We start from the raw sequence: 19,991 nt of genomic DNA, 5'->3' as shown, positions 1-19,991 counted from the left end.
GCAGCGGCGGGGCCGTCACGGCAGCAGCGGCCGGACCGCCGCCCACGCGTCCACGGCCGCGCCCAGCGGATCGTCCGCCGCCAGGTGGGGCCGCACCAGCACCAGCCACGGCACCAGGTTCTTGATCCGCCTCAGGTGCCGGATCCGGGCCTTGGGCAGCTCCCGCCAGCCGCGCGCCTCCCGCGCCGCCTCCTGCGGGCCCGGCTCCAGCAACGGCAGCATCCGGCGGCACAGAGCCGCCGGATCCCGGAGCGGATCGCCGGGGTCCGGGCCGAACCGGTCGATCAGGTAGCCGCGCACGTGGGCCTCGTCGGCGGCCGCGGCCAGCGGGTCCTCGCCCGTCCAGGCGGCCCTGCGCAGGCAGGCGGCGTACGCGACGCGGCCCCAGCGCAGCCGGACCGGGTCGGGCAGCAGGCCGTCCTGCATCCGGCCGCCGGCCAGCACCCGCAACGGCACCGGCCGCGGTTCGTCGGCGAGCGGGGGGTCCCCCGCCAGCCAGGCCTCCAGCTCCTCCAGCGCGTGCCCGTCCGCGGGTACGGAGGTCAGCACCTGGCCCCGGCTGAGCAGCGCGACCACCGAGCCGCTGAGGTGCACCGTGGCCGTGTGCCCGGCGCGGAAGGAGGCGACCGTCCGCCCGTACCGCTCGATCCGGCGCAGTCCCACCCTCAGCTCACCGGCCGCGTACACCTGTCCGGCCCGCGCGACGCCGCCCACGCAGCGCACGACGCAGACCCCTCCGGACACGTCCGCCTCCTCGACGGAGTAGACCTGCAACTCGGCGATGGACACCGCGCCCCCCTTCCACGGCGGGCACGCTACCGCGTCACCGGGACCCCGGCAGCTCCCCGCCGGACGGGGCCCGGCCGGGGCCCGGACGGGGCTCAGCGGGTCCCCGGCTCCTCCATGATCAGGCGGTGCGCGGTGACCGCGTACCCGGCGCGGTCGAAGGCGGCGGCCATGGGGAGGTTGACCGTGTCGGTGGTCGCGGTGATGCGGTCGGCGCCCTCGGCCGCGTGGAAGCGCGTGATGTGCGCGAGGATCTCGTCGATCAGGCCCCGGCCGCGCTGCTCGGGTACGACGCCGAGGTAGCCGACGTTGCGGTGGTACGGCGTCCGGGAGGGGATCGCCAGGCCCGCGAGGGTGCCGTCGGGCAGGTGCGCGAGCCGCCACCAGGAGCGCTCGCCGGGGCAGTCGTCGCGGTAGAACGCGAGGTCCTCGCGGGCCAGTTGCGCCGCGTCCATGGTCCGCAGTTCCGCCTGCGTGGCCTGGTCGAGACTGCCCGCGGAGAGCCGCTCGAAGGCGTCGAGGAACTCCTCGTCGGTGCCCTCGCGGAAGACCAGCCGCCCGCCGGGCTCCGCCGTCCCCTCGGTCCCCGCCGCCGGCGTCCACTCGTAGCGCAGCCGCTCGATCTCACGGCTGAGGCCGACGCGGGCGGCCGCGTCCCGGCGCCAGCGGACGGCGGCGGCCGTCTCCGGGTCCTCGCGCCAGCCGGCGGGGAGGGAGACGTTGTACAGCGGGCGGTTGCCGAAGGCCGCGTGGCCGGCGGCCAGCAGACCGGCGGCGAGCGCGGCCGGGTCGGACACGGTGGGACGTACCTGGAGACAGTCGAGCGCGACCGGCCGCTCGCTGTCGGCGCGCCCCCACCACAGGGCCCGGGCCAGTACCTCGCCGGTCTCCTCGTCCTCCGCGAACCAGATCCATTCGGGGCGGAAGCGGTGCGCGGCGAGCTCCTCGCGGAGCGTGTCGGCGGTCAGCGCCGGCACGGGGCCGTCGCCCGCGTAGCCGGCGGCAAGGTCGAGGTCATGGGGGTCCGCGGTGGCGGCACGAAAACGCATGCGCTGATCATCACGGCCCCCGCCCCCCGTGACCAGGGAATTTCCGTTCCCCGGGTACGCCGAAGGCCCCCGTGCGGGGGAGCCGCGCGGGGGCCTTCGGGGAGCTGCCGGGAGGTGCTTACGCCCAGGTGATCAGGCGGCGGGGCTGTTCCAGGACGGCGGCGATGTCCGCCAGGAACTTCGAGCCCAGTTCGCCGTCGATCAGGCGGTGGTCGAAGGACAGCGCCAGCGTGGTGACGTGGCGCGGCTTGACCTTGCCCTTGTGGACCCACGGCTGGAGCTTGATCGCGCCGACCGCGAGGATCGCGGACTCGCCGGGGTTCAGGATCGGCGTACCGGTGTCGACGCCGAAGACGCCGACGTTGGTGATGGTGATCGTGCCGTTCTGCATGTCCGCCGGGGAGGTCTTGCCCTCGCGGGCCGTGGCGACCAGCTCGGACAGGGCCGTCGACAGCTCGGGGAGCGTCTTGGCGTGCGCGTCCTTGATGTTCGGCACGATCAGCCCGCGCGGGGTCGCGGCCGCGATGCCCAGGTTGACGTAGTGCTTGAGCACGATCTCCTGGGCCGCCTCGTCCCAGGACGCGTTGACGTCCGGGTTGCGGCGGACGGCCACCAGGACCGCCTTGGCGATCAGCAGCAGCGGGTTGATCCGCAGACCGGCGAGGTCCGGGTCCTCCTTGAGCTCCTGGACCAGCTTCATCGTGCGCGTCACGTCGAACGTGATGAACTCGGTGACGTGCGGCGCGGTGAAGGCCGAGCCGACCATCGCCTGCGCGGTGACCTTGCGGACGCCCTTGACGGGGATCCGGGTCTCGCGGGCACCGGCCTCGGCGGCGGGCACCCCGGCCGCGGCCGCGGCCGGGACCGCGGCGGGCGCGGGGGCCTGGGGCTGCGCGGCGGGCGCCGCCACCGGGGCGGGAACGGCGGCGCCGGCCGCCGCGGCGGCCGCGGCGTGCACGTCCTCACGGGTCACGACACCGCCGTCGCCGGTGGGCACCACCGAGGCGAGGTCGATCCCGAGGTCCTTGGCCAGCTTGCGCACGGGCGGCTTGGCGAGCGGACGCCCGCCGTCGGACGCGGGCGCGTGCCCGTTGCCGTTCAGCACGCCGGGCGCGGCCGTACCGTTGCGGCCCGCCGGAACGGCCGGAACGACGGCGGGAACGCCCGGGACGACCGCCGGGGCGGCGGCCACCGCGCCGGCAGCCGCCGGGGCGGCCTTGCGCGGGCGGCGCTTGGTCGAGCCCTGCGAGACGCCGTAGCCGACGAGGACCGGCTGGCGGGCCGCGGCGGGCTCGTCGGCCACCGGAGCGGCCACGGGAGCGGCGGCCGGGGCCGGGGCGGCGGCGGGCGCCGCGGCAACAGCGGGCGCCGCGGCGTCACCGGCGGACGCGCCGCCGGTCTCCACCGAGATGATCACCTGGCCGACGTCGACCGTCGTGCCCTCGGCGAAGCGCAGCTCGTGCACCACGCCGTCGAACGGGATCGGCAGCTCCACGGCCGCCTTGGCCGTCTCGACCTCGCACACGACCTGGCCGTCCTCGACGGTGTCGCCCGGCTGGACGTACCACTTGAGGATCTCGGCCTCGGTGAGGCCCTCGCCCACATCGGGCATCTTGAATTCGCGGATGGTCACGGGGCTCTCCTCAGAACGCCAGCGAGCGGTCGACGGCGTCGAGCACCCGGTCCAGGCCGGGCAGGTACTCGTCCTCCAGGCGGGCCGGCGGGTACGGGGCGTGGAAGCCGCCCACGCGCAGCACCGGCGCCTCCAGGTGGTAGAAGCACCGCTCCGTGATGCGGGCGGCGATCTCCGAGCCGACGCCCAGGAACACCGGGGCCTCGTGCACGACGACCAGCCGGCGGGTCTTCTCGACCGACCGCTGCAGGCCGTCGAAGTCGATCGGGGACATCGAGCGCAGGTCCACGACCTCGACCGACTTGCCCTCCTCGGCGGCGGCCGCGGCCGCCTCCAGGCAGACCTTCACCATCGGGCCGTACGCCGCCAGGGTGAGGTCGGTGCCCTCACGGGCCACCCGCGAGGTGTGCAGGGCGTCCGGGATCGCCTCGACGTCCACCTCGCCCTTGTCCCAGTAGCGCCGCTTCGGCTCGAAGAAGATCACCGGGTCGTCGCTCTGGATCGCCTGCTGGAGCATCCAGTACGCGTCCGAGGCGTTCGACGGGGAGACCACCTTCAGGCCCGCCACGTGGGCGAACAGCGCCTCCGGGGACTCGCTGTGGTGCTCGACCGCGCCGATGCCGCCCGCGTACGGGATACGCACCACGACGGGCAGCTTGATCTTGCCCAGCGCCCGGGCGTGCATCTTCGCGAGCTGCGTGACGATCTGGTCGTAGGCGGGGAAGACGAACCCGTCGAACTGGATCTCCACGACCGGCCGGTACCCGCGCAGGGCCAGGCCGATCGCCGTACCGACGATGCCGGACTCGGCCAGCGGGGTGTCGATGACCCGCTCCTCGCCGAAGTCCTTCTGCAGGCCGTCGGTGATCCGGAAGACACCGCCCAGCTTGCCGACGTCCTCGCCCATGATCAGGACCTTGGGGTCGGTGTCCAGGGCCTTGCGCAGCGACTCGTTGAGCGCCTTCGCGATCGACATCTTCTCGATGGCCATCAGTGACCCTCCGCCTCGGACTCGAAGGACGCGAGGTAGGCCGCGAACTGCGCGCGCTCCTCGTCGACGAGCGCGTGCCCGTCCGCGTACACGTTCTCGAAGATCGCCATGGTGTCCGGGTCGGGCATGGCGCGCACGACCTCGCGCACGCTCTTGCCCAGCGCCTCGCTCTCGGCCTCCAGCTGCTCGAAGAAGGCCTCGTCGGCGTCGCCGCTGGCCAGCAGGTGGGCCTTCAGGCGCAGGATCGGGTCCTTGTCCTCCCAGGCCGCGCGCTCCTCGTCCCGCCGGTACTTCGTCGGGTCGTCGGAGGTGGTGTGCGCGCCCATGCGGTACGTGAAGGCCTCGACCAGGGTCGGGCCCTCGCCGCGACGGGCCCGCTCCAGGGCCCAGCGGGTCACGGCCAGGCAGGCCAGGACGTCGTTGCCGTCGACGCGGACGCCGGGGAAGCCGAAGCCCTGGGCGCGCTGGTAGAGCGGCACGCGCATCTGGCGCTCGGTGGGCTCGGAGATCGCCCACTGGTTGTTCTGGCAGAAGAACACCACGGGCGAGTTGTAGACGGCGGAGAAGTTGAAGGCCTCCATCACGTCGCCCTGGCTGGAGGCGCCGTCGCCGAAGTACGCGATGACCGCCGAGTCGGCGCCGTCCTTGGCCACACCCATGGCGTAGCCGGTCGCGTGCAGCGTCTGCGAACCGATGACGATCGTGTACAGGTGGAAGTTGTTGCTGGTGGGGTCCCAGCCACCGTGGTTCACACCGCGGAACATGCCCAGCAGATTGGTCGGGTCGACCCCGCGGCACCAGGCGACGCCGTGCTCGCGGTAGGTCGGGAAGACGTAGTCGTCGTCGCGCAGCGCCCGGCCGGAGCCGATCTGCGCCGCCTCCTGGCCCAGCAGCGAGGCCCACAGGCCCAGCTCGCCCTGGCGCTGGAGCGCCGTCGCCTCGCCGTCGAAGCGGCGGGTCATGACCATGTCGCGGTACAGCCCGCGCAGGTCCTCGGCGGTGATGTCCTCGACGTACGACCGGAACTCGGCGTTCTCCGCCGTCTCGACCCGGTCCCCCTCGGGGGTCAGCAGCTGTACGAGCTGGGGCTCGGCACTCTGCGCGGTGGCGGCGGCCTTGCGGGCGCTCGCCCCGGCCGCGCGCTTGGTGCCGCTACTGCGTCGCGGCTTGCGCGCGGCAGTGCTCTCCACGGTCACGTGTGCTCCTCCGTCGGTCCGGCACCCGGGTTCTCCGGGGACCAGTGCGGCTCGCCCGTATCCCTACGGGCGCACGGGGTGGGTGCGACTCGTTCGGGATTCAGGCGTGACATGCGCCCCGGCGAGTGCCCTGCGCAATGCACGTTACCCAGTGCTCCGCATAACTGCGAAACCCCGTTTGACCTGGGATTTTGCTTGGATTTCCAAGTAAATCCGCCACACCGGGAACAACCACTGGTCACAGCCTTGCAGGGGGCCGGAACAACGGCACGTTATCCCGGGTAACTGCGTCAGGGAAGAGGCGAGTGTGTGAACGAGTGTGTGAAGATGACTTCGTGCGCGAAGACGGAAAAATCAAGGTATTTCTCCTGGACGACCACGAAGTGGTGCGCCGAGGGGTCTACGAGCTCTTGTCGGTCGAAGAGGACATCGAGATCGTCGGCGAGGCCGGTACCGCCGCCGACGCCCTGGTCCGCATCCCGGCGACCCGTCCCGACGTCGCCGTCCTCGACGTACGGCTGCCGGACGGCAGCGGTGTCGAGGTCTGCCGCGAGGTCCGCTCGCAGGACGAGGACATCAAGTGCCTGATGCTCACCTCGTTCGCCGACGACGAGGCGCTGTTCGACGCGATCATGGCGGGGGCCTCCGGGTACGTGCTCAAGGCCATCCGGGGGAACGAGCTGCTCCAGGCCGTACGCGAGGTGGCGGACGGCAGGTCGCTGCTGGACCCCGTGGCCACGGCCCGGGTGCTGGAGCGGCTGCGCGACGGCAAGAACGGCAGGGGTGACGACCGGCTCGCCAACCTCACCGAGCAGGAGCGCAAGATCCTCGACCTGATCGGCGAGGGCCTGACCAACCGCGTGATCGGCGAGCGGCTGCACCTCGCCGAGAAGACGATCAAGAACTACGTCTCCAGCCTGCTGTCCAAGCTGGGCATGGAGCGACGCTCCCAGGCCGCGGCGTACGTCGCCCGCCTCCAGGCGGAGAAGCGCGGCTGACCGGGGCCGGCGGCCGACCCGGGTGATTCGGGACCAACGTCCTGAGGTCGGGGGGCGGGCTCCCCTTCCGGCGCACGGGGCCGGTCCCGGAGAGTGAGTTCCATGTCACCGGAGGAACTCCACGCCCTCGAACTGCTGCGCCAGGTGCCCTACGGCCGGGTGGCCACCAGCATGCGCGCGCTGCCCTTCCTGGCCGCGGCCCGGCACATCGTGGCGGACGGCCAGGTGGTGCTGCGCATGCACGCCGGCTTCGGCTACCACGACGCCTGCGACGGCAGCGTGGTCGCCTACGGGGCCGACAACCTCAACACCGGCGATCCGCACCTGTGGTCGGTGCAGCTCACCGGCACGGCCCGGACGGTGGAGCCGGCCACCGCCGAACTCGAACTTTTCGGCCCCGCTCCTCATTTCGTGGACGGGCAGGTTTTCGACCCGGTCCACATGCGGATCGAACCGCAGTTCGTCACCGTCCACGCCCTGCGGCCCGGTCCGGCGGAAATTCCCCGACGCCAGTTCCAACGCACGCTCTGAACTGCGCGGACAGACCATCTGACAGCGCGAGGGATACGGCGAAGGGCCCGGCGGAATTACTTCCTCCGGGCCCTTGCCGATGCCTGCGCGGCGTCAGCCCTCGCCGCCGCCCGCCGGGTTGGCGGCGGTGGTCGTCGGGCCCGGCTTCGTCGTCGGGGGCATGGTCTTCGTCGGCGTGCTGGTCGGCTTGGTCGCCGTCGGGTCGGGCGACGTCTGCGAATGCGTCTCCGTCGGCGTCGGCGACTGGCTGAAGCTCGGGGTGCTGCTGCGCGTCCGGCTCGGCGGCGGGGTGTTCTGGTCCCACGTACGGGTGTTGTCCGGCGACAGGGTGGGCTGCGGGGTGTCCTGCGACGGCGGGGCGCTCGTCTGGCCGGTGGCCGGGCTCTGCGAGCTGGCGGGGTTCTTGCCGGTGCCCCCGCCCTTGTTGCCCACGTTGTCCAGCGCGTAGACCACACCGGCCGCGATGGCCACGACGGCGAGCACCGCGAACAGCCACGCCTTCCAGCGGCCGCCGCCACGGCCGTCGTCACCGTGGCCCGGGCCGTCGTAGCGGTCGTAACCGCCGCTGCCACCGCCGGGGAAGGCGGAGCCGTCGTCCGGGTTGAGCGGCGGCACCATCGGCTGCTGGAACTGCGAGGTGGTGGCGTGCGCCGGGTACTGCTGGCCGGCGCCCGTCATGGCCGTCGTGGCCGCCGGGCCGCGGCCGTGGGGCAGCGCCATCGTCACCGGGCCGGTGTTCCACGTACCGGTGCCCGCGCCCTCCTCCTGGAGCATCTGCAGGCCGTACTGGACCAGCCCGCGCATCTCCTCGGCGCTCTGGAAGCGGTCGTCGGGGTCCTTGGCGAGCGCACGCATCACCAGCCCGTCGAGTTCCGGCGGCACGTCCTGGCCCAGCTGGGAGGGCGGCACCGGCGCGTCCTGGACGTGCTGGTAGACCACGGAGAGCGGGGTCTCGCCGGTGAAGGGCGGGCGCAGCGCGAGCAGCTCGTACAGCAGGCAGCCGGTCGCGTACAGGTCGGAGCGGTGGTCGACGGCCTTGCCGAGGGCCTGCTCCGGGGAGAGGTACTGCGGGGTGCCCATGACCATGCCGGTCTGCGTCATCGTGGCCTGCGCGCCGTGCAGGGCGCGGGCGATGCCGAAGTCCATCACCTTCACCGCGCCGGCGCTGGTGATGATGACGTTGGCGGGCTTGATGTCACGGTGCACGATGCCGTGCTGGTGCGAGTAGGCGAGCGCCTCCAGCACCCCGGAGACGATGATCAGCGCCTGGTCGGGGCCCGGGGCCTCGGCGCTGAGCAGCAGCTCGCGGATGGTGCGGCCCTCGACCAGCTCCATCACGATGTAGGGGACGGTGTTGGGCCCGACCCGGTCCTCGCCGGAGTCGTACACGGCGACGACGGCGTGGTGGTTGAGGCCGGCGACCGACTGCGCCTCACGGGTGAAGCGGGCCTTGGAGACGGGGTCCTCGGCGAGGTCGGCGCGCAGCAGCTTCACGGCGACGGTGCGGCCCAGGCGTACGTCCTCGGCGGCGAAGACCTCGGCCATGCCGCCGCGGCCGAGCCGGTGGGTAAGGCGGTAGCGCCCGTCGCCGACGAGACCGCCGGCTCCCCAGTGTTCGGGACCCTCGGCCATCCCGGCGCCGTTTCCCTCGGGTTCGGGTGCCATCAGTCCTCGCCGTCGTCTCTCTCGGCCGCAGAAGCGGTGGGTCTTGTGCAGGGTGCTCCGGTGAACGCTACAGCCTCGGAACAGGTGACCGTTCGGACCATGGCACCCCGTGGCCCCGTGGTCACGGAACGAGCACCTGGCTTGACGTGTGCTTGCCCTCCGGCAGACTGGGCGCGACATGCGCCCAGCCAGGCGCGGACGGAACTGGGCGAGGGGAAGCAACAGTCATGAGCCAGGACGGCAATCCGGGCCGGTACGCAGGCGGCTCGCTGGCCGGTGGCCGTTACCAGCTAAGGGATTTGCTCGGCGAGGGCGGCATGGCGTCCGTCTACCTCGCGTACGACTCGGCGCTCGACCGGCAGGTCGCCATCAAGACCCTGCACAGCGAACTGGGACGGGAACAGTCCTTCCGCGAGCGCTTCCGGCGCGAGGCCCAGGCTGTGGCGAAACTGTCGCACACGAACATCGTGTCCGTGTTCGACACGGGCGAGGGCGAGCTCGACGGCGCGCTGATGCCGTACATCGTGATGGAGTACGTCGAGGGCCAGCCCCTGGGCTCCGTGCTCCAGGCGGACGTCGCGCAGTACGGCGCCATGCCGGCCGACAAGGCGCTGAAGGTGACCGCCGACGTGCTGGCCGCGCTGGAGACCAGCCACGAGATGGGCCTGGTGCACCGCGACATCAAGCCCGGCAACGTGATGATGACCAAGCGTGGCGTGGTCAAGGTGATGGACTTCGGTATCGCCCGTGCGATGCAGTCCGGCGTCACCTCCATGACGCAGACCGGCATGGTCGTCGGCACCCCGCAGTACCTCTCCCCGGAGCAGGCGCTGGGGCGCGCCGTGGACGCCCGTTCCGACCTGTACTCGGTCGGCATCATGCTCTTCCAGCTGCTGACCGGGCGGCTGCCGTTCGACGCGGACTCGCCGCTGGCCATCGCGTACGCGCACGTGCAGGAGGAGCCGGTCGCCCCGTCGACCATCAACCGCTCGCTCACGCCGGCCATGGACGCGCTGGTCGCGCGGGCGCTGAAGAAGAACCCGAACGAGCGCTTCCCGACGGCCGCTGCGATGCGCGACGAGATCGCGCGGGTGCTGTCGGCCGGGCAGACGGGCGCTCCGGCGATCGTCGCCGGCGGGCCGGTGAGCAGCGGCGCGGGCGTGGGTTCGGCCGTGTTCCCGCCGGTGGACTCGGGCTTCCAGGCGCCGGGGCCGCAGTCGGTGCAGCAGCCGTACCCGTCCTCCCCGTACGCGCCGCAGGCCCCGCACACCCCGGCGCCGCACACCCCGGCCCCGCAGCCGTTCGCCCCGCACACCCCGCCGCCGGTCCCGCAGCAGGGGTACGCCTACCCGCACACCCCGGCGCCGCAGCCGTTCGCGTCGCAGACCCCGCCGCCGTTCACGATCTCGCCGACGGGCGGGGCGCCGACGCGGGCGGGCGGGCCCGGGGCGGGGGCGCCGCGCCGGAACATGCCGGTGGTCGTCGGGGCGATCGCGGTGGCGCTGCTGGCCGTCGGCGGTCTGGTCACGGCGATCTACCTGAACGGGAAGGACGAGGAGGGCGGGGGCGGCGGCACCACGGCCCCGGCCGGCTCCACCTCGGCGAAGCCCGCGAACCCGTCGGGCGCGGCGTCCACGAAGGGCGGGCACAAGGGTCCGGACCCGTCGCGCACGATCGAGCCGGCGAAGTGCAAGGAGGCCTACAAGTCCTACAAGGACCCGAACAAGGTCTCGGCCCCCGACTTCCGCTACAAGAACGTGAAGTCGGTGAAGGAGTGCATCCAGGCGGCGGGCTGGCGCTACAAGGTCCAGGAGCGTGACGAGGCGGTCTACGGCGAGGACACGGTGCTGGAGCAGATCCCGGCGCCGAGCACGGACGTGGACAAGGCCAACACCGAGTTCACCCTGGTCGTCTCGACGGGCAACCCGCAGTAGAACCGGGCGGCCCGTTCCGCTGCGGGCGGGTCGGCCCGTTCCGCTACGGGCGGGCGGCCCGTTCCGCTACGGGCCGGGAGGCGCGGGGCCGGGCTCGGTAGGCCGGGCGAGGCGCGCGGGGTTCTGAACGGCCCGTCCAGGATGCCGGTTTTGCTCCGGTATGTGAATCTGGGCGGGTGAACCAGGGCTCTCGTCCGCTGCGCGGACTGGCCGCCGCGGCCCTCGTGGCCGCCGTGCTCGTACCGCCGGCGCACGCGGTCCCGGGCGGGGACCCCCGGCTGGCCGGCAGCACCGCGGGCCAGGGGCGGGAGCGCCCCGGCCGTCCGGTGACGGAGCCCGCGAACCCCGACGCCGTCCTGGCGGCCCGGCCGCTCCCGGCCCGGCCGCTCCCGGACGGTCCCGCCCAGGTTCCCGCCCGCCCCGAGCACCCGGCGCACCCCGACCGCCCCGCACGTCCCGACCTCCCCGTTCCGGACCGGCCGGCCCTCCCCCCTCCGGGCCGGCCCGTTCCGGAACGCCCGCGGCCCGTTCCGGTGCTGCCGCCGCCGGAGATCGCCACGCCGTCCCGGCCGCCCGCCCCGTCGCCCCCGCCGGCGGCACTGGGCACCCCGATCAACGACCGCGCCGCCGATCTGGCCGCGCACATCCTGCCGCTCGGCGCCGGAATCGCCCTGATGGGACTGGGGCTGGGCTTCCTCGCCGTGCGCCTGCGCCGCGGCTGAGGCCGACGCTCTCCGCCCCGGTCCCACCCCCGTCCCACCCCGGTCCCGCCCGGAACATCCCGGGCCCTCCTCCCGGGCGTCCCCCTTGAGATGTACGTCCGAGGGCGGTTGCGACGATGGACATACTCGGTATACATACTGAGTATGTCCATCCGCCACGGCCTTCTCGCACTGCTGGACACGGGTCCTCGGTACGGCTCTCAGCTGCGTACCGAGTTCGAGTCCCGCACCGGCTCCACCTGGCCGCTCAACGTCGGGCAGGTCTACACGACCCTCGCCCGGCTGGAGCGTGACGGCCTCGTCGCCCCCGGCGGCGAGGACGACGCAGGCCACACCCTCTACACGATCACCGACGCCGGCCGCACCGAGCTCGCCGACTGGTACGAGCGGCCCGTCGACCGCACCAACCCGCCCCGCGACGAGCTGTCGATCAAGCTCGCCATGGCCGTGGGCTCACCCGGCGTGGACATCCGCGCCGTCATCCAGGCCCAGCGGCACGCCACGATCAAGGCCATGCAGGACTACACCCGGCTCAAGGCGCAGGCGCTCGCCGCGATCGAGACCGGGCAGTCGCACGAGCGCGACGACGTGGCCTGGCTGCTGGTCCTGGAACAGCTGATCTTCCAGACCGAGGCCGAGGCCCGCTGGCTGGACCACTCCGAAACCCGGCTGGTGCGGCTCTCCGTCCTGGCCGAACGGAGAGCCCCGCACGCAGCGCCCCAGGCCGACACCGGCTCGACCGACTCCGACTCCGACACCGCCGCCGCGGCCGCCGCCGCGGCCGCGCAGCCCCGCACCCGCGCGACACGGGGCTGAACCACCGCCCCGGGGGGAGACCCTTCATGCCCGACCAGCACCGACCCCAGCCCGTGCTGCAACTGCAGCAACTCACCCGTACGCACGGCAGCGGCGCCACCGAGGTGCACGCCCTGCGCGGGATCGACCTCGCCGTCCACCCCGGCGAGCTCGTCGCCGTCATGGGCCCCTCCGGCTCCGGCAAGTCCACGCTGCTGACCCTCGCGGGCGGCCTGGACTCACCCACCAGCGGCCGGGTGATCGTCGAGGGCACCGACATCACCGCCGCGAGCCGCAAGCAGCTGGCCGCCCTGCGCCGGCGCAGCATCGGCTACGTCTTCCAGGACTACAACCTCATACCGGCGCTCACCGCCGCCGAGAACGTGGCCCTGCCGCGCGAGCTGGACGGGGTCTCCGCCCGCAAGGCACGCGTCTCCGCCCTCGCGGCCCTGGAGGAGATGGGCCTGTCCCAGCTCGCCGACCGCTTCCCGGACGAGATGTCCGGCGGCCAGCAGCAGCGCGTGGCCATCGCCCGCGCCCTGGTCGGCGACCGCCGTCTGGTCCTGGCCGACGAGCCCACCGGCGCCCTCGACTCCGAGACCGGGGAATCCGTCCTCGCCCTGCTGCGCGCCCGCTGCGACGCGGGCGCCGCCGGCATCCTCGTCACCCACGAGCCGCGGTTCGCCGCCTGGGCCGACCGCGTGGTCTTCCTGCGCGACGGCGGCGTGGTCGACGAGACCCTGCGCAGCCACGCCGACTCCCTGCTGTCGGGGCGGGCGGCCCAGCGGTGAAGTCCTGGTACCACTCCTGGATCGCGGCCATCCGCATCGCCCGCCGCGACGCCTGGCGCGCCAAGGGCCGCAGCCTCCTGGTCCTCGCCATGATCGCCCTGCCGATCGTCGGCGTCAGCGGCGCCGATCTGGCGCTGCGCAGCGCCGAACTCTCCACCGAGCAGGCCATGCACCGCCTCATGGGCGCCGCCGACGCCGTCGTGAAGACCAGCAACCTGGGCACGGCCATCTACCAGACCCCCGACGGCGAGCACTACGAGCCGGTCGGCGGCTTCGACGCCCGCCCGCCGCGCCCGGACAAGCCCCCCACGGACCTCGCGGGGGCCACCAGGGCCGCGCTGCCGCCCGGTACCGAGCTGGTCAGGGACAGCAGCGGCCACGGCCGCGTACGGACCGCGTACGGCCTCCTGGACACCCAGCTGCGCGAGCTGGACCTCGCGCACCCGATGGTGCGCGGCCTGATCACGCTCGACCGCGGGCAGCTGCCGCGGGCGGCGGGCGAGGTCATCGCCTCCCAGGCGTTCCTGAAGGAGTCCGGCCTCTTCGTCGGCTCCGGCGTCACCCCGCGCGGCTCGAAGATCACGTACAAGATCGTCGGCGCGTACGAGGAGCCGTCGAACCTGTCGAACCTCCAGCTGATCGCCCCGCCCGGCACCCTGCTCGCCCCGCTCGACCAGGCCCTGCAGGCCGCCGGCATGACCGGCGTGACCCCCGACGACACCTTCCTCGCCAAGGCTCCCGGCGGCGCTGGTTTCACGTGGAACACGGTCAAGGAGGCCAACGCCAAGGGCGCCCAGCTGGTGTCCCGGGCCGTGGCGCTCGACCCGCCGGCCGACTCCGAGGTCCCGCTCTACCAGCAGACCCCCAAGGAGCGCCTGTACGGCAACGGCAGCCGGGCCACGGAGCTGGCGATCCTCGCCACGGTCGTGGGCCTGGCCATGCTGGAGGTCTGTCTGCTGGCAGGCCCCGCGTTCGCGGTCGGCGCCCGCCGCTCGCGCCGCCAGCTCGGTCTGGTCGGCGCCAACGGCGGCGACCGCCGGCACATCCGGGCCATCGTGCTCTCCGGGGGCCTCGTCATCGGTGTCGCGGCCGCCGTCGTCGGCATCGCGATCGGCATCGCCCTGACCCTCGGACTCCAGCCGTGGCTGGAGGAGCAGGTGAACCGGCGGTTCGGCAGCTTCGACATCCGGCCGCTGGAGCTGCTCGCCGTCGCGGCCCTGGCCGTCCTGATCGGTCTGCTCGCGGCGATCGCCCCGGCGGTCACCGCCTCCCGGCAGACCGTCCTTGCCTCCCTCACCGGCCGCCGGGGCATCCGCCGGTCCAGCCGGGTGCTGCCGGTCATCGGCCTGATCGCGATCGGCGCGGGCGCCTCCATCGCCCTGTACGGCACGGTGTCCGGCATGGGCTTCGTCGTCGTCGCCGGCGGCAGCGCCCTGGCCGAGCTCGGTCTCGTCGCCCTCACCCCGGTCCTGGTCGGCCTGTTCGGGCGGATGGGGCGCTGGCTGCCGCTGTCCCCGCGGCTCGCGCTGCGCGACGCGGTCCGCAACCGCGGGCGCACGGCGCCGGCGGTGGCCGCCGTACTGGCCGCCGTCGCCGGAACGGTCGCGGTGGCGACGTACCAGCACAGCCGCGAGGTCCAGGAACGGCAGAACTACGTCGCCGAACTCCCCGACGGGGTCGGCCGGCTGAACCTCAACGAGGCGGCCGGCTGGCGCGACGTACCCGCCGTCCGGGACGCGCTCAGCCGCGGCCTCCCGGTGGCGGTGCGGGCCGACATCGCCCGCGTCGCGGTCGGCAGGGCGGACTGCGAGTCGTACTCCCGGGCGCCGGGCTGCGGCCAGGCCGAGATCCTGGTGCCCAAGGAGCAGCGGTGCCCGCTCTACGCACGCGACGCCGACTTCTCGCCGGCGAAGGCACGCGAGCTGCGCAAGGACTGGCGCTGCAAGCAAAGTACGCACTTCGCGCCGGAGTCGACGGTCGTCGCCGACGAGAAGCTGCTGACCACCCTGGGCATCACCGACCCCGCGACCGTGAAGGCGCTGCGGGAGGGCACGGCCGTCTCGTTCGACAAGCGCCAGGTCAAGGACGGCAAGGTGACGATGCGTCTGGTCACCGATTTCGAGAAGGCCGAAGAGGCCTCCCTGCGTGACGAGGACCCGCCGGGCCAGGACAAGGTCTTCGCCGTCCACCAGGCGCCGGAGAGCGCCGAGGCCTACGGCATCAGGCTGATCCTGCCGGAGTCCGTCGCCAAGTCCGCCGGGCTCGTCGTCGCCCCGGTCGGCTCGTACTTCACCCTCGACGGGACGGCCACCAGCGAGCAGCGGCAGCGGCTGGAGGGCGAGTTCGACCGCATGGGGGTCGACGCCGCCTTCTACATCGAGCGCGGCCACCAGGGCGACGACGCGATGATGCTGCTGATCCTGTCCGTCTTCGCGGGCCTGGTCACCATCGGCGCGGCGGGGATCGCCACCGGGCTGGCCCAGGCCGACGCCGAGGGGGACCTCAAGACCCTGGCGGCGGTCGGCGCTCCCCCGCGGGTACGGCGGACGCTGAGCGGCTTCCAGTGCGGAGTCGTGGCCGCCATGGGCGTGGTGCTGGGCTCGGCGGCGGGTGTACTGCCCGCGATCGGGCTGCGGCTGACCGAACGGCGCGAACAGCAGCGGTTCTACGAGGAGGGCCTCAACTCGGGCTTCGGAGGCGACAGCATGCCGTTCGTCCCGATCGTCATCCCCTGGGAGACCTTCGCGCAGCTGCTGATCGTGGTCCCGCTGGGCGCGGCCCTGCTGGCCGCCCTCGTCACCCGCTCCAGCGGCGCACTGGCCCGGCGGGCCACGGGCTGACGGTGTCCGTGCCCCCGTACAGGGTGGATCACGCCGGTACGGGGGCACACCGTGTGAGAACGAAGGTGTGCGAGAGAATGGCGGCATGGAGATGCCGAGGAGTGAACGGTCGCAGGACAACCCCCCGCAGGTTCTGATCGTGGGCCAGGACGGGACGGCGGTCGGCGGCGCCGATGACGAGTCGCGCGAGGTCCCGGTGACGGAGATGGTCGAACAGCCCGCCAAGGTCATGCGCATCGGCAGCATGATCAAGCAACTTCTGGAAGAAGTCCGCGCCGCCCCTCTGGACGAGGCCAGCCGGGTCCGGCTCAAGGACATCCACGCGAGCTCCGTGAAGGAGCTCGAGGACGGTCTGGCACCGGAGCTGGTGGAGGAGCTGGAACGGCTCTCCCTGCCGTTCACGGACGAGGCGATCCCCTCGGAGGCGGAACTGCGCATCGCGCAGGCACAGTTGGTCGGCTGGCTGGAAGGCCTCTTCCACGGCATCCAGACCGCCCTGTTCGCGCAGCAGATGGCGGCGCGGGCCCAACTGGAGCAGATGCGCCGCGCCCTGCCGCCCGGGGCCCCGCACGACGACGAGGACGGCCCGCACGGCGCCATCCGCTCGGGCCCCTACCTCTGACCCCACCCGCCCCCGAACCCCCGTGCCCGGCGCACGGGGGTTTCCCGCGTCCGGGCATACAGGGGTGCGGCGGCGCGGATACGGGGTGCGGCGGCCCGGGTACGGGGTGGGGCGGTGGGCCGGCAGCGGGGCGGCGGACGCATACTCGGGGCATGGGTTACGACGCGATCGTGCTGGCCGGGGGAGCCGCGCAGCGGCTCGGCGGGGCGGACAAGCCCGCCCTCAGCGTCGGCGGGCGCGCCCTGCTGGACCGGGTGCTCGACGCCTGCGCCGGGGCCACGCGGACCGTGGTCGTCGGCGGCCGGCGGGCCACCGCGCGGCCCGTGACGTGGGCCCGCGAGGATCCGCCCGGCGGCGGCCCGCTGGCCGCGCTCGCCGCGGGGCTGCGCCGTACCAGCGCCGACCGCGTCCTCGTCCTCTCGGCCGACCTGCCGTTCCTGGACCGGCACACCGTCCAGGCCCTGCTCGACGGCGCCGCAGGCGCCCACGGGGCCGAGGGGACCCTCCTGCGCGACCCCGACGGCCGCGACCAGCCCCTCGTCGCCGCCTACCGCGCCGAACCCCTGCGCCGCGAACTCGCCCTCCTGGCCGCCGAACACGGCACGCTGCACGGCCTGCCCCTGCGGGCCCTGACCGCCGAGCTCGACCTCGCGCGCCTGACCGCGGCCGATCCCCTCGCCTCCTTCGACTGCGACACCTGGGACGATCTCGCCGCGGCCCGTGCCCGGATCAGAGAGCATGGGAACGTGCTGGATGAATGGATCACCGCCGTCAAGAACGAGCTGGGCATCGACGTCGACGTCGACACCAAGACCCTGCTCGACCTCGCCCGCGACGCCGCCCACGGCGTCGCCCGCCCCGCCGCGCCCCTGACCACCTTCCTGATCGGCTACGCGGCAGCCCGCGCCGAAGCCACCGGCGCCGAGCCCGCCCAGGCCGTCGCCGAGGCCGCCCGCAAGGCGTCCGAGCTGGCCCTGCGCTGGGCCGCCGAGAACAGCACGGACGGCACGGGCAGTACCGGCGGTACCGGCGGGACCGACACCGCTGCCGGCGACGGGAGCGGTTCCGGATGACCCCCTCCGACACCGAGCGGGCCCTGGACGAGGCCCTCGCCCTGGTCGCCCGCAACCCCGACGGCGGCGGCCACCGGGCCGCTCCCTGGCCCCGGGCCCGGGAGATCGCCGCCCGCACCGGCGCGGCCGTCCGCCCCCGCACCCACCGCGCGGCCCTCTCCGACGCACTCGGCGAGGTACTCGCCGCCCCCCTGGACGCACTGACCGACCTGCCGCCCTTCGACACGTCCGCCATGGACGGCTGGGCCGTCGCCGGACCCGGTCCCTGGGCGGTCCGCGAAGGCTCCGACGTGCTGGCCGGCTCCGCCCGCCCCGATCCCCTGGCCGACGGCGAGGCCGTCCGGATCGCCACCGGCGCCCGGATCCCCGCCGAGGCCACGGCCGTGATCCGCAGCGAGCACTGCCGCACCGCCGGCGGCCGGCTGCACGCCGAGCGCGACGTCCACGCCGGCCAGGACATCCGCCCGCGCGGCCAGGAGTGCCGCTCCGGCGACCAGCTGCTGCCCGCCGGGGCCATCGTCACCCCCGCCGTCCTGGGCCTGGCCGCGGCCGCGGGGTACGACGACCTGCTGACCCGCCCGCGCCCCCGCGTGGAGATCCTCGTCCTGGGCGACGAGCTGCTGACCGAGGGCCGCCCGCACGACGGCCTGATCCGGGACGCGCTCTCCCCCATGATCGGCCCCTGGCTGGCCGGGACCGGCGCCCGGATCATCGCGACCCACCGGCTCGGTGACGACGCCGAGAGTGCCGAGGCCCTCCTCGAGGCGGTCACCGGCTCCGAGGCCGACCTCGTCATCACCACCGGCGGCACCGCTGCCGGCCCCGTCGACCACGTCCACCCGGTGCTGTCCCGGGCCGGGGCCGAACTCCTCGTCGACGGGGTCGCCGTCCGGCCCGGCCACCCCATGCTGCTGGCCCGCCTCGACGGCGGTGCCCGCCACCTCGTGGGCCTGCCCGGCAACCCGCTCGCGGCCGTCTCCGGCCTGCTCACCCTCGCCGAACCCCTGCTGCGCGGCCTCGCCGGGCGCGCTCCGCGGCCCCGCTACGCCGTCCCGGTGCGCGACGCGGTCCCCGGGCACCCGTACGACACCCGGCTCGTGCCGGTGGTGCTCCGGTACGACCAGGCCGTACCGCTGCGCTACAACGGCCCGGCGATGCTGCGCGGCATCGCGGCCGCCGACGCGCTGGCCGTCGTACCGCCGAACGGGGCACGGGCCGGGCAGGAGCTGGAGATGCTGGATCTGGCGTGGGCCGGTGGAGGATGTTTCACGTGAAACTCCACGGACAGGACGCGATGGCCCGTGGCGCGGAGGAGAAGCTCGTCTCGCGGCGCGTCACACTCCCCCGTCGCATCGTGGAGAAGCCGATACGCCAGGTCACCAAGCGTCTGCTGATGGCCCTGTTCGTCCTCTGCCTGACCGTGCTGATCGTCTATCTCGACCGTGACGGCTACCACGACAACGCCAACGGCAGCGTCGACTTCCTCGACTCCGTCTACTACGCCACCGTCACGCTCTCGACGACCGGGTACGGCGACATCGTCCCGCACAGCGACAGCGCCCGCCTGGTCAACATCCTGCTGATCACACCCCTGCGTGTGCTGTTCCTGATCATCCTGGTCGGCACCACTCTCGAGGTCCTCACCGAGCGGACCCGGGAGGAGTGGCGGCTGAACCGCTGGAGGAAGAACTTGCGCGAGCACACGGTCGTCGTGGGCTTCGGCACCAAGGGCCGCTCGGCCCTGCAGACCCTGCTGGCCACCGGTCTCCGGAAGGAGCAGGTGGTCATCGTGGACCCGAGTTCCAAGGTGATCGACTCCGCCAACGCCGAGGGATTCACCGGGGTCGTGGGAGACGCGACCCGCTCGGAGGTGCTGCTGCGCGCCGAAGTGCACAAGGCCCGCCGGATCATCATCGCCACCCAGCGCGACGACACCGCCGTCCTGGTCACCCTGACGGCCCGCCAGCTCAATCGTGGCGCGAAGATCGTGGCCGCCGTGCGCGAGGAGGAGAACGCGCCGCTGCTGCGCCAGTCGGGCGCCGACGCGGTCATCACGAGCGCCAGTGCGGCCGGCCGGCTGCTGGGACTGTCGGTGCTCAGCCCGAGCGCCGGCACCGTGATGGAGGACCTGATCCAGCAGGGCACCGGCCTGGACCTCATCGAACGCCCCGTCAGCAAGGCGGAGGTGGGCAAGGGCGTGCGCGAGACCGAGGACCTGGTGGTCAGCGTGCTGCGCGGACACCGGCTGCTCGCCTACGACGACCCGCACGCCAGCCCGCTGCAACTGACGGACCGGCTGATCGTCATCGTCCGCGCGGCCCCTCTGGCCACCCCCGTGGCGGTCAAGGGCCCCGCCGAGTAGGCG

17 protein-coding genes are annotated in these 19,991 nt (G+C 73.5%); 11 read left to right on the top strand and 6 right to left on the bottom strand.

Annotated features, from left to right (window positions below):
- Positions 1–15: 15 nt before the first annotated feature.
- From ACIPXB_RS05705 to pdhA, 5 genes are all read right to left on the bottom strand, one after another.
- Positions 16–789 (bottom strand): hypothetical protein, encoded by a 774-nt coding sequence (locus ACIPXB_RS05705; RefSeq protein ID WP_401444958.1) that lies wholly within the window; start codon positions 787–789, stop codon positions 16–18.
- Positions 790–881: 92 nt separating this feature from the next.
- A complete protein-coding gene (locus tag ACIPXB_RS05700) occupies positions 882–1,835 on the bottom strand; it encodes a GNAT family N-acetyltransferase (RefSeq protein ID WP_401444956.1) in 954 nt (317 codons plus the stop codon).
- Positions 1,836–1,953: 118 nt separating this feature from the next.
- Complete coding sequence (locus ACIPXB_RS05695; RefSeq protein WP_401445823.1) at positions 1,954–3,447, bottom strand: dihydrolipoamide acetyltransferase family protein; 1,494 nt, start codon at positions 3,445–3,447, stop codon at positions 1,954–1,956.
- Between the two features lie 31 nt (positions 3,448–3,478).
- Positions 3,479–4,459, bottom strand: coding sequence for an alpha-ketoacid dehydrogenase subunit beta (locus ACIPXB_RS05690; protein WP_401444954.1), 981 nt, complete (start codon positions 4,457–4,459; stop codon positions 3,479–3,481).
- Positions 4,459–5,655 carry a pyruvate dehydrogenase (acetyl-transferring) E1 component subunit alpha gene (pdhA, locus tag ACIPXB_RS05685; RefSeq protein WP_401444952.1) on the bottom strand — a complete coding sequence of 399 codons (1,197 nt, stop codon included), beginning with the start codon at positions 5,653–5,655 and terminating at the stop codon, positions 4,459–4,461. The genes ACIPXB_RS05690 and pdhA overlap by 1 nt, the downstream gene beginning before the upstream one ends.
- Positions 5,656–5,990: 335 nt before the next feature.
- Between pdhA and ACIPXB_RS05680 the strand changes: the two genes are divergently transcribed.
- Together ACIPXB_RS05680 and ACIPXB_RS05675 are read left to right on the top strand one after the other, a co-directional pair.
- Complete coding sequence (locus tag ACIPXB_RS05680; RefSeq protein ID WP_401444951.1) at positions 5,991–6,653, top strand: response regulator; 663 nt, start codon at positions 5,991–5,993, stop codon at positions 6,651–6,653.
- Between the two features lie 102 nt (positions 6,654–6,755).
- Complete coding sequence (locus ACIPXB_RS05675; protein WP_401444949.1) at positions 6,756–7,184, top strand: pyridoxamine 5'-phosphate oxidase family protein; 429 nt, start codon at positions 6,756–6,758, stop codon at positions 7,182–7,184.
- Positions 7,185–7,277: 93 nt separating this feature from the next.
- Here the strand turns inward: ACIPXB_RS05675 and ACIPXB_RS05670 are convergent, their stop codons facing one another.
- Complete coding sequence (locus ACIPXB_RS05670) at positions 7,278–8,849, bottom strand: protein kinase (protein WP_401444946.1); 1,572 nt, start codon at positions 8,847–8,849, stop codon at positions 7,278–7,280.
- A gap of 227 nt (positions 8,850–9,076) precedes the next feature.
- On the opposite strand from ACIPXB_RS05670, the gene ACIPXB_RS05665 reads away from it, so the two are divergent.
- The 9 genes from ACIPXB_RS05665 (at position 9,077) to ACIPXB_RS05625 (ending at position 19,988) form a co-directional block, all read left to right on the top strand.
- Positions 9,077–10,783 (top strand): protein kinase, encoded by a 1,707-nt coding sequence (locus ACIPXB_RS05665; RefSeq protein WP_401444944.1) that lies wholly within the window; start codon positions 9,077–9,079, stop codon positions 10,781–10,783.
- Positions 10,784–10,959: 176 nt separating this feature from the next.
- Positions 10,960–11,505: a hypothetical protein gene (locus ACIPXB_RS05660; protein WP_401444942.1), complete on the top strand. Its 546-nt coding sequence runs from the start codon at positions 10,960–10,962 to the stop codon at positions 11,503–11,505.
- 144 nt (positions 11,506–11,649) lie between these two features.
- A complete protein-coding gene (locus ACIPXB_RS05655) occupies positions 11,650–12,321 on the top strand; it encodes a PadR family transcriptional regulator (protein ID WP_401444939.1) in 672 nt (223 codons plus the stop codon).
- Positions 12,322–12,347: 26 nt separating this feature from the next.
- Positions 12,348–13,091, top strand: a complete 744-nt coding sequence (locus ACIPXB_RS05650; protein WP_401444937.1) for an ABC transporter ATP-binding protein — start codon at positions 12,348–12,350, stop codon at positions 13,089–13,091.
- The gene (locus ACIPXB_RS05645; protein WP_401444934.1) at positions 13,088–15,931 is read left to right on the top strand and encodes an FtsX-like permease family protein; all 2,844 of its coding nucleotides are present in this window, start codon (positions 13,088–13,090) and stop codon (positions 15,929–15,931) included. The genes ACIPXB_RS05650 and ACIPXB_RS05645 overlap by 4 nt, the downstream gene beginning before the upstream one ends.
- A gap of 85 nt (positions 15,932–16,016) precedes the next feature.
- The gene (locus ACIPXB_RS05640; RefSeq protein WP_401444932.1) at positions 16,017–16,553 is read left to right on the top strand and encodes a bacterial proteasome activator family protein; all 537 of its coding nucleotides are present in this window, start codon (positions 16,017–16,019) and stop codon (positions 16,551–16,553) included.
- Between the two features lie 152 nt (positions 16,554–16,705).
- On the top strand, positions 16,706–17,626 hold the full coding sequence (locus ACIPXB_RS05635) for an NTP transferase domain-containing protein (protein ID WP_401444929.1): 921 nt from the start codon (positions 16,706–16,708) through the stop codon (positions 17,624–17,626).
- Positions 17,623–18,900: a molybdopterin molybdotransferase MoeA gene (locus ACIPXB_RS05630; RefSeq protein WP_401444927.1), complete on the top strand. Its 1,278-nt coding sequence runs from the start codon at positions 17,623–17,625 to the stop codon at positions 18,898–18,900. The genes ACIPXB_RS05635 and ACIPXB_RS05630 overlap by 4 nt, the downstream gene beginning before the upstream one ends.
- Positions 18,888–19,988 carry a potassium channel family protein gene (locus ACIPXB_RS05625; RefSeq protein ID WP_401444926.1) on the top strand — a complete coding sequence of 367 codons (1,101 nt, stop codon included), beginning with the start codon at positions 18,888–18,890 and terminating at the stop codon, positions 19,986–19,988. Before ACIPXB_RS05630 ends, ACIPXB_RS05625 begins: the two co-directional genes overlap by 13 nt.
- Positions 19,989–19,991: the final 3 nt, after the last annotated feature.

It is taken from the genome of Streptomyces sp. NPDC090022 (assembly GCF_044748145.1).
In the GTDB taxonomy this organism is placed as follows: domain Bacteria; phylum Actinomycetota; class Actinomycetes; order Streptomycetales; family Streptomycetaceae; genus Streptomyces.
Note: the sequence above shows the minus strand (reverse complement) of the source record. Positions and strands in the feature narration are given on the sequence as shown.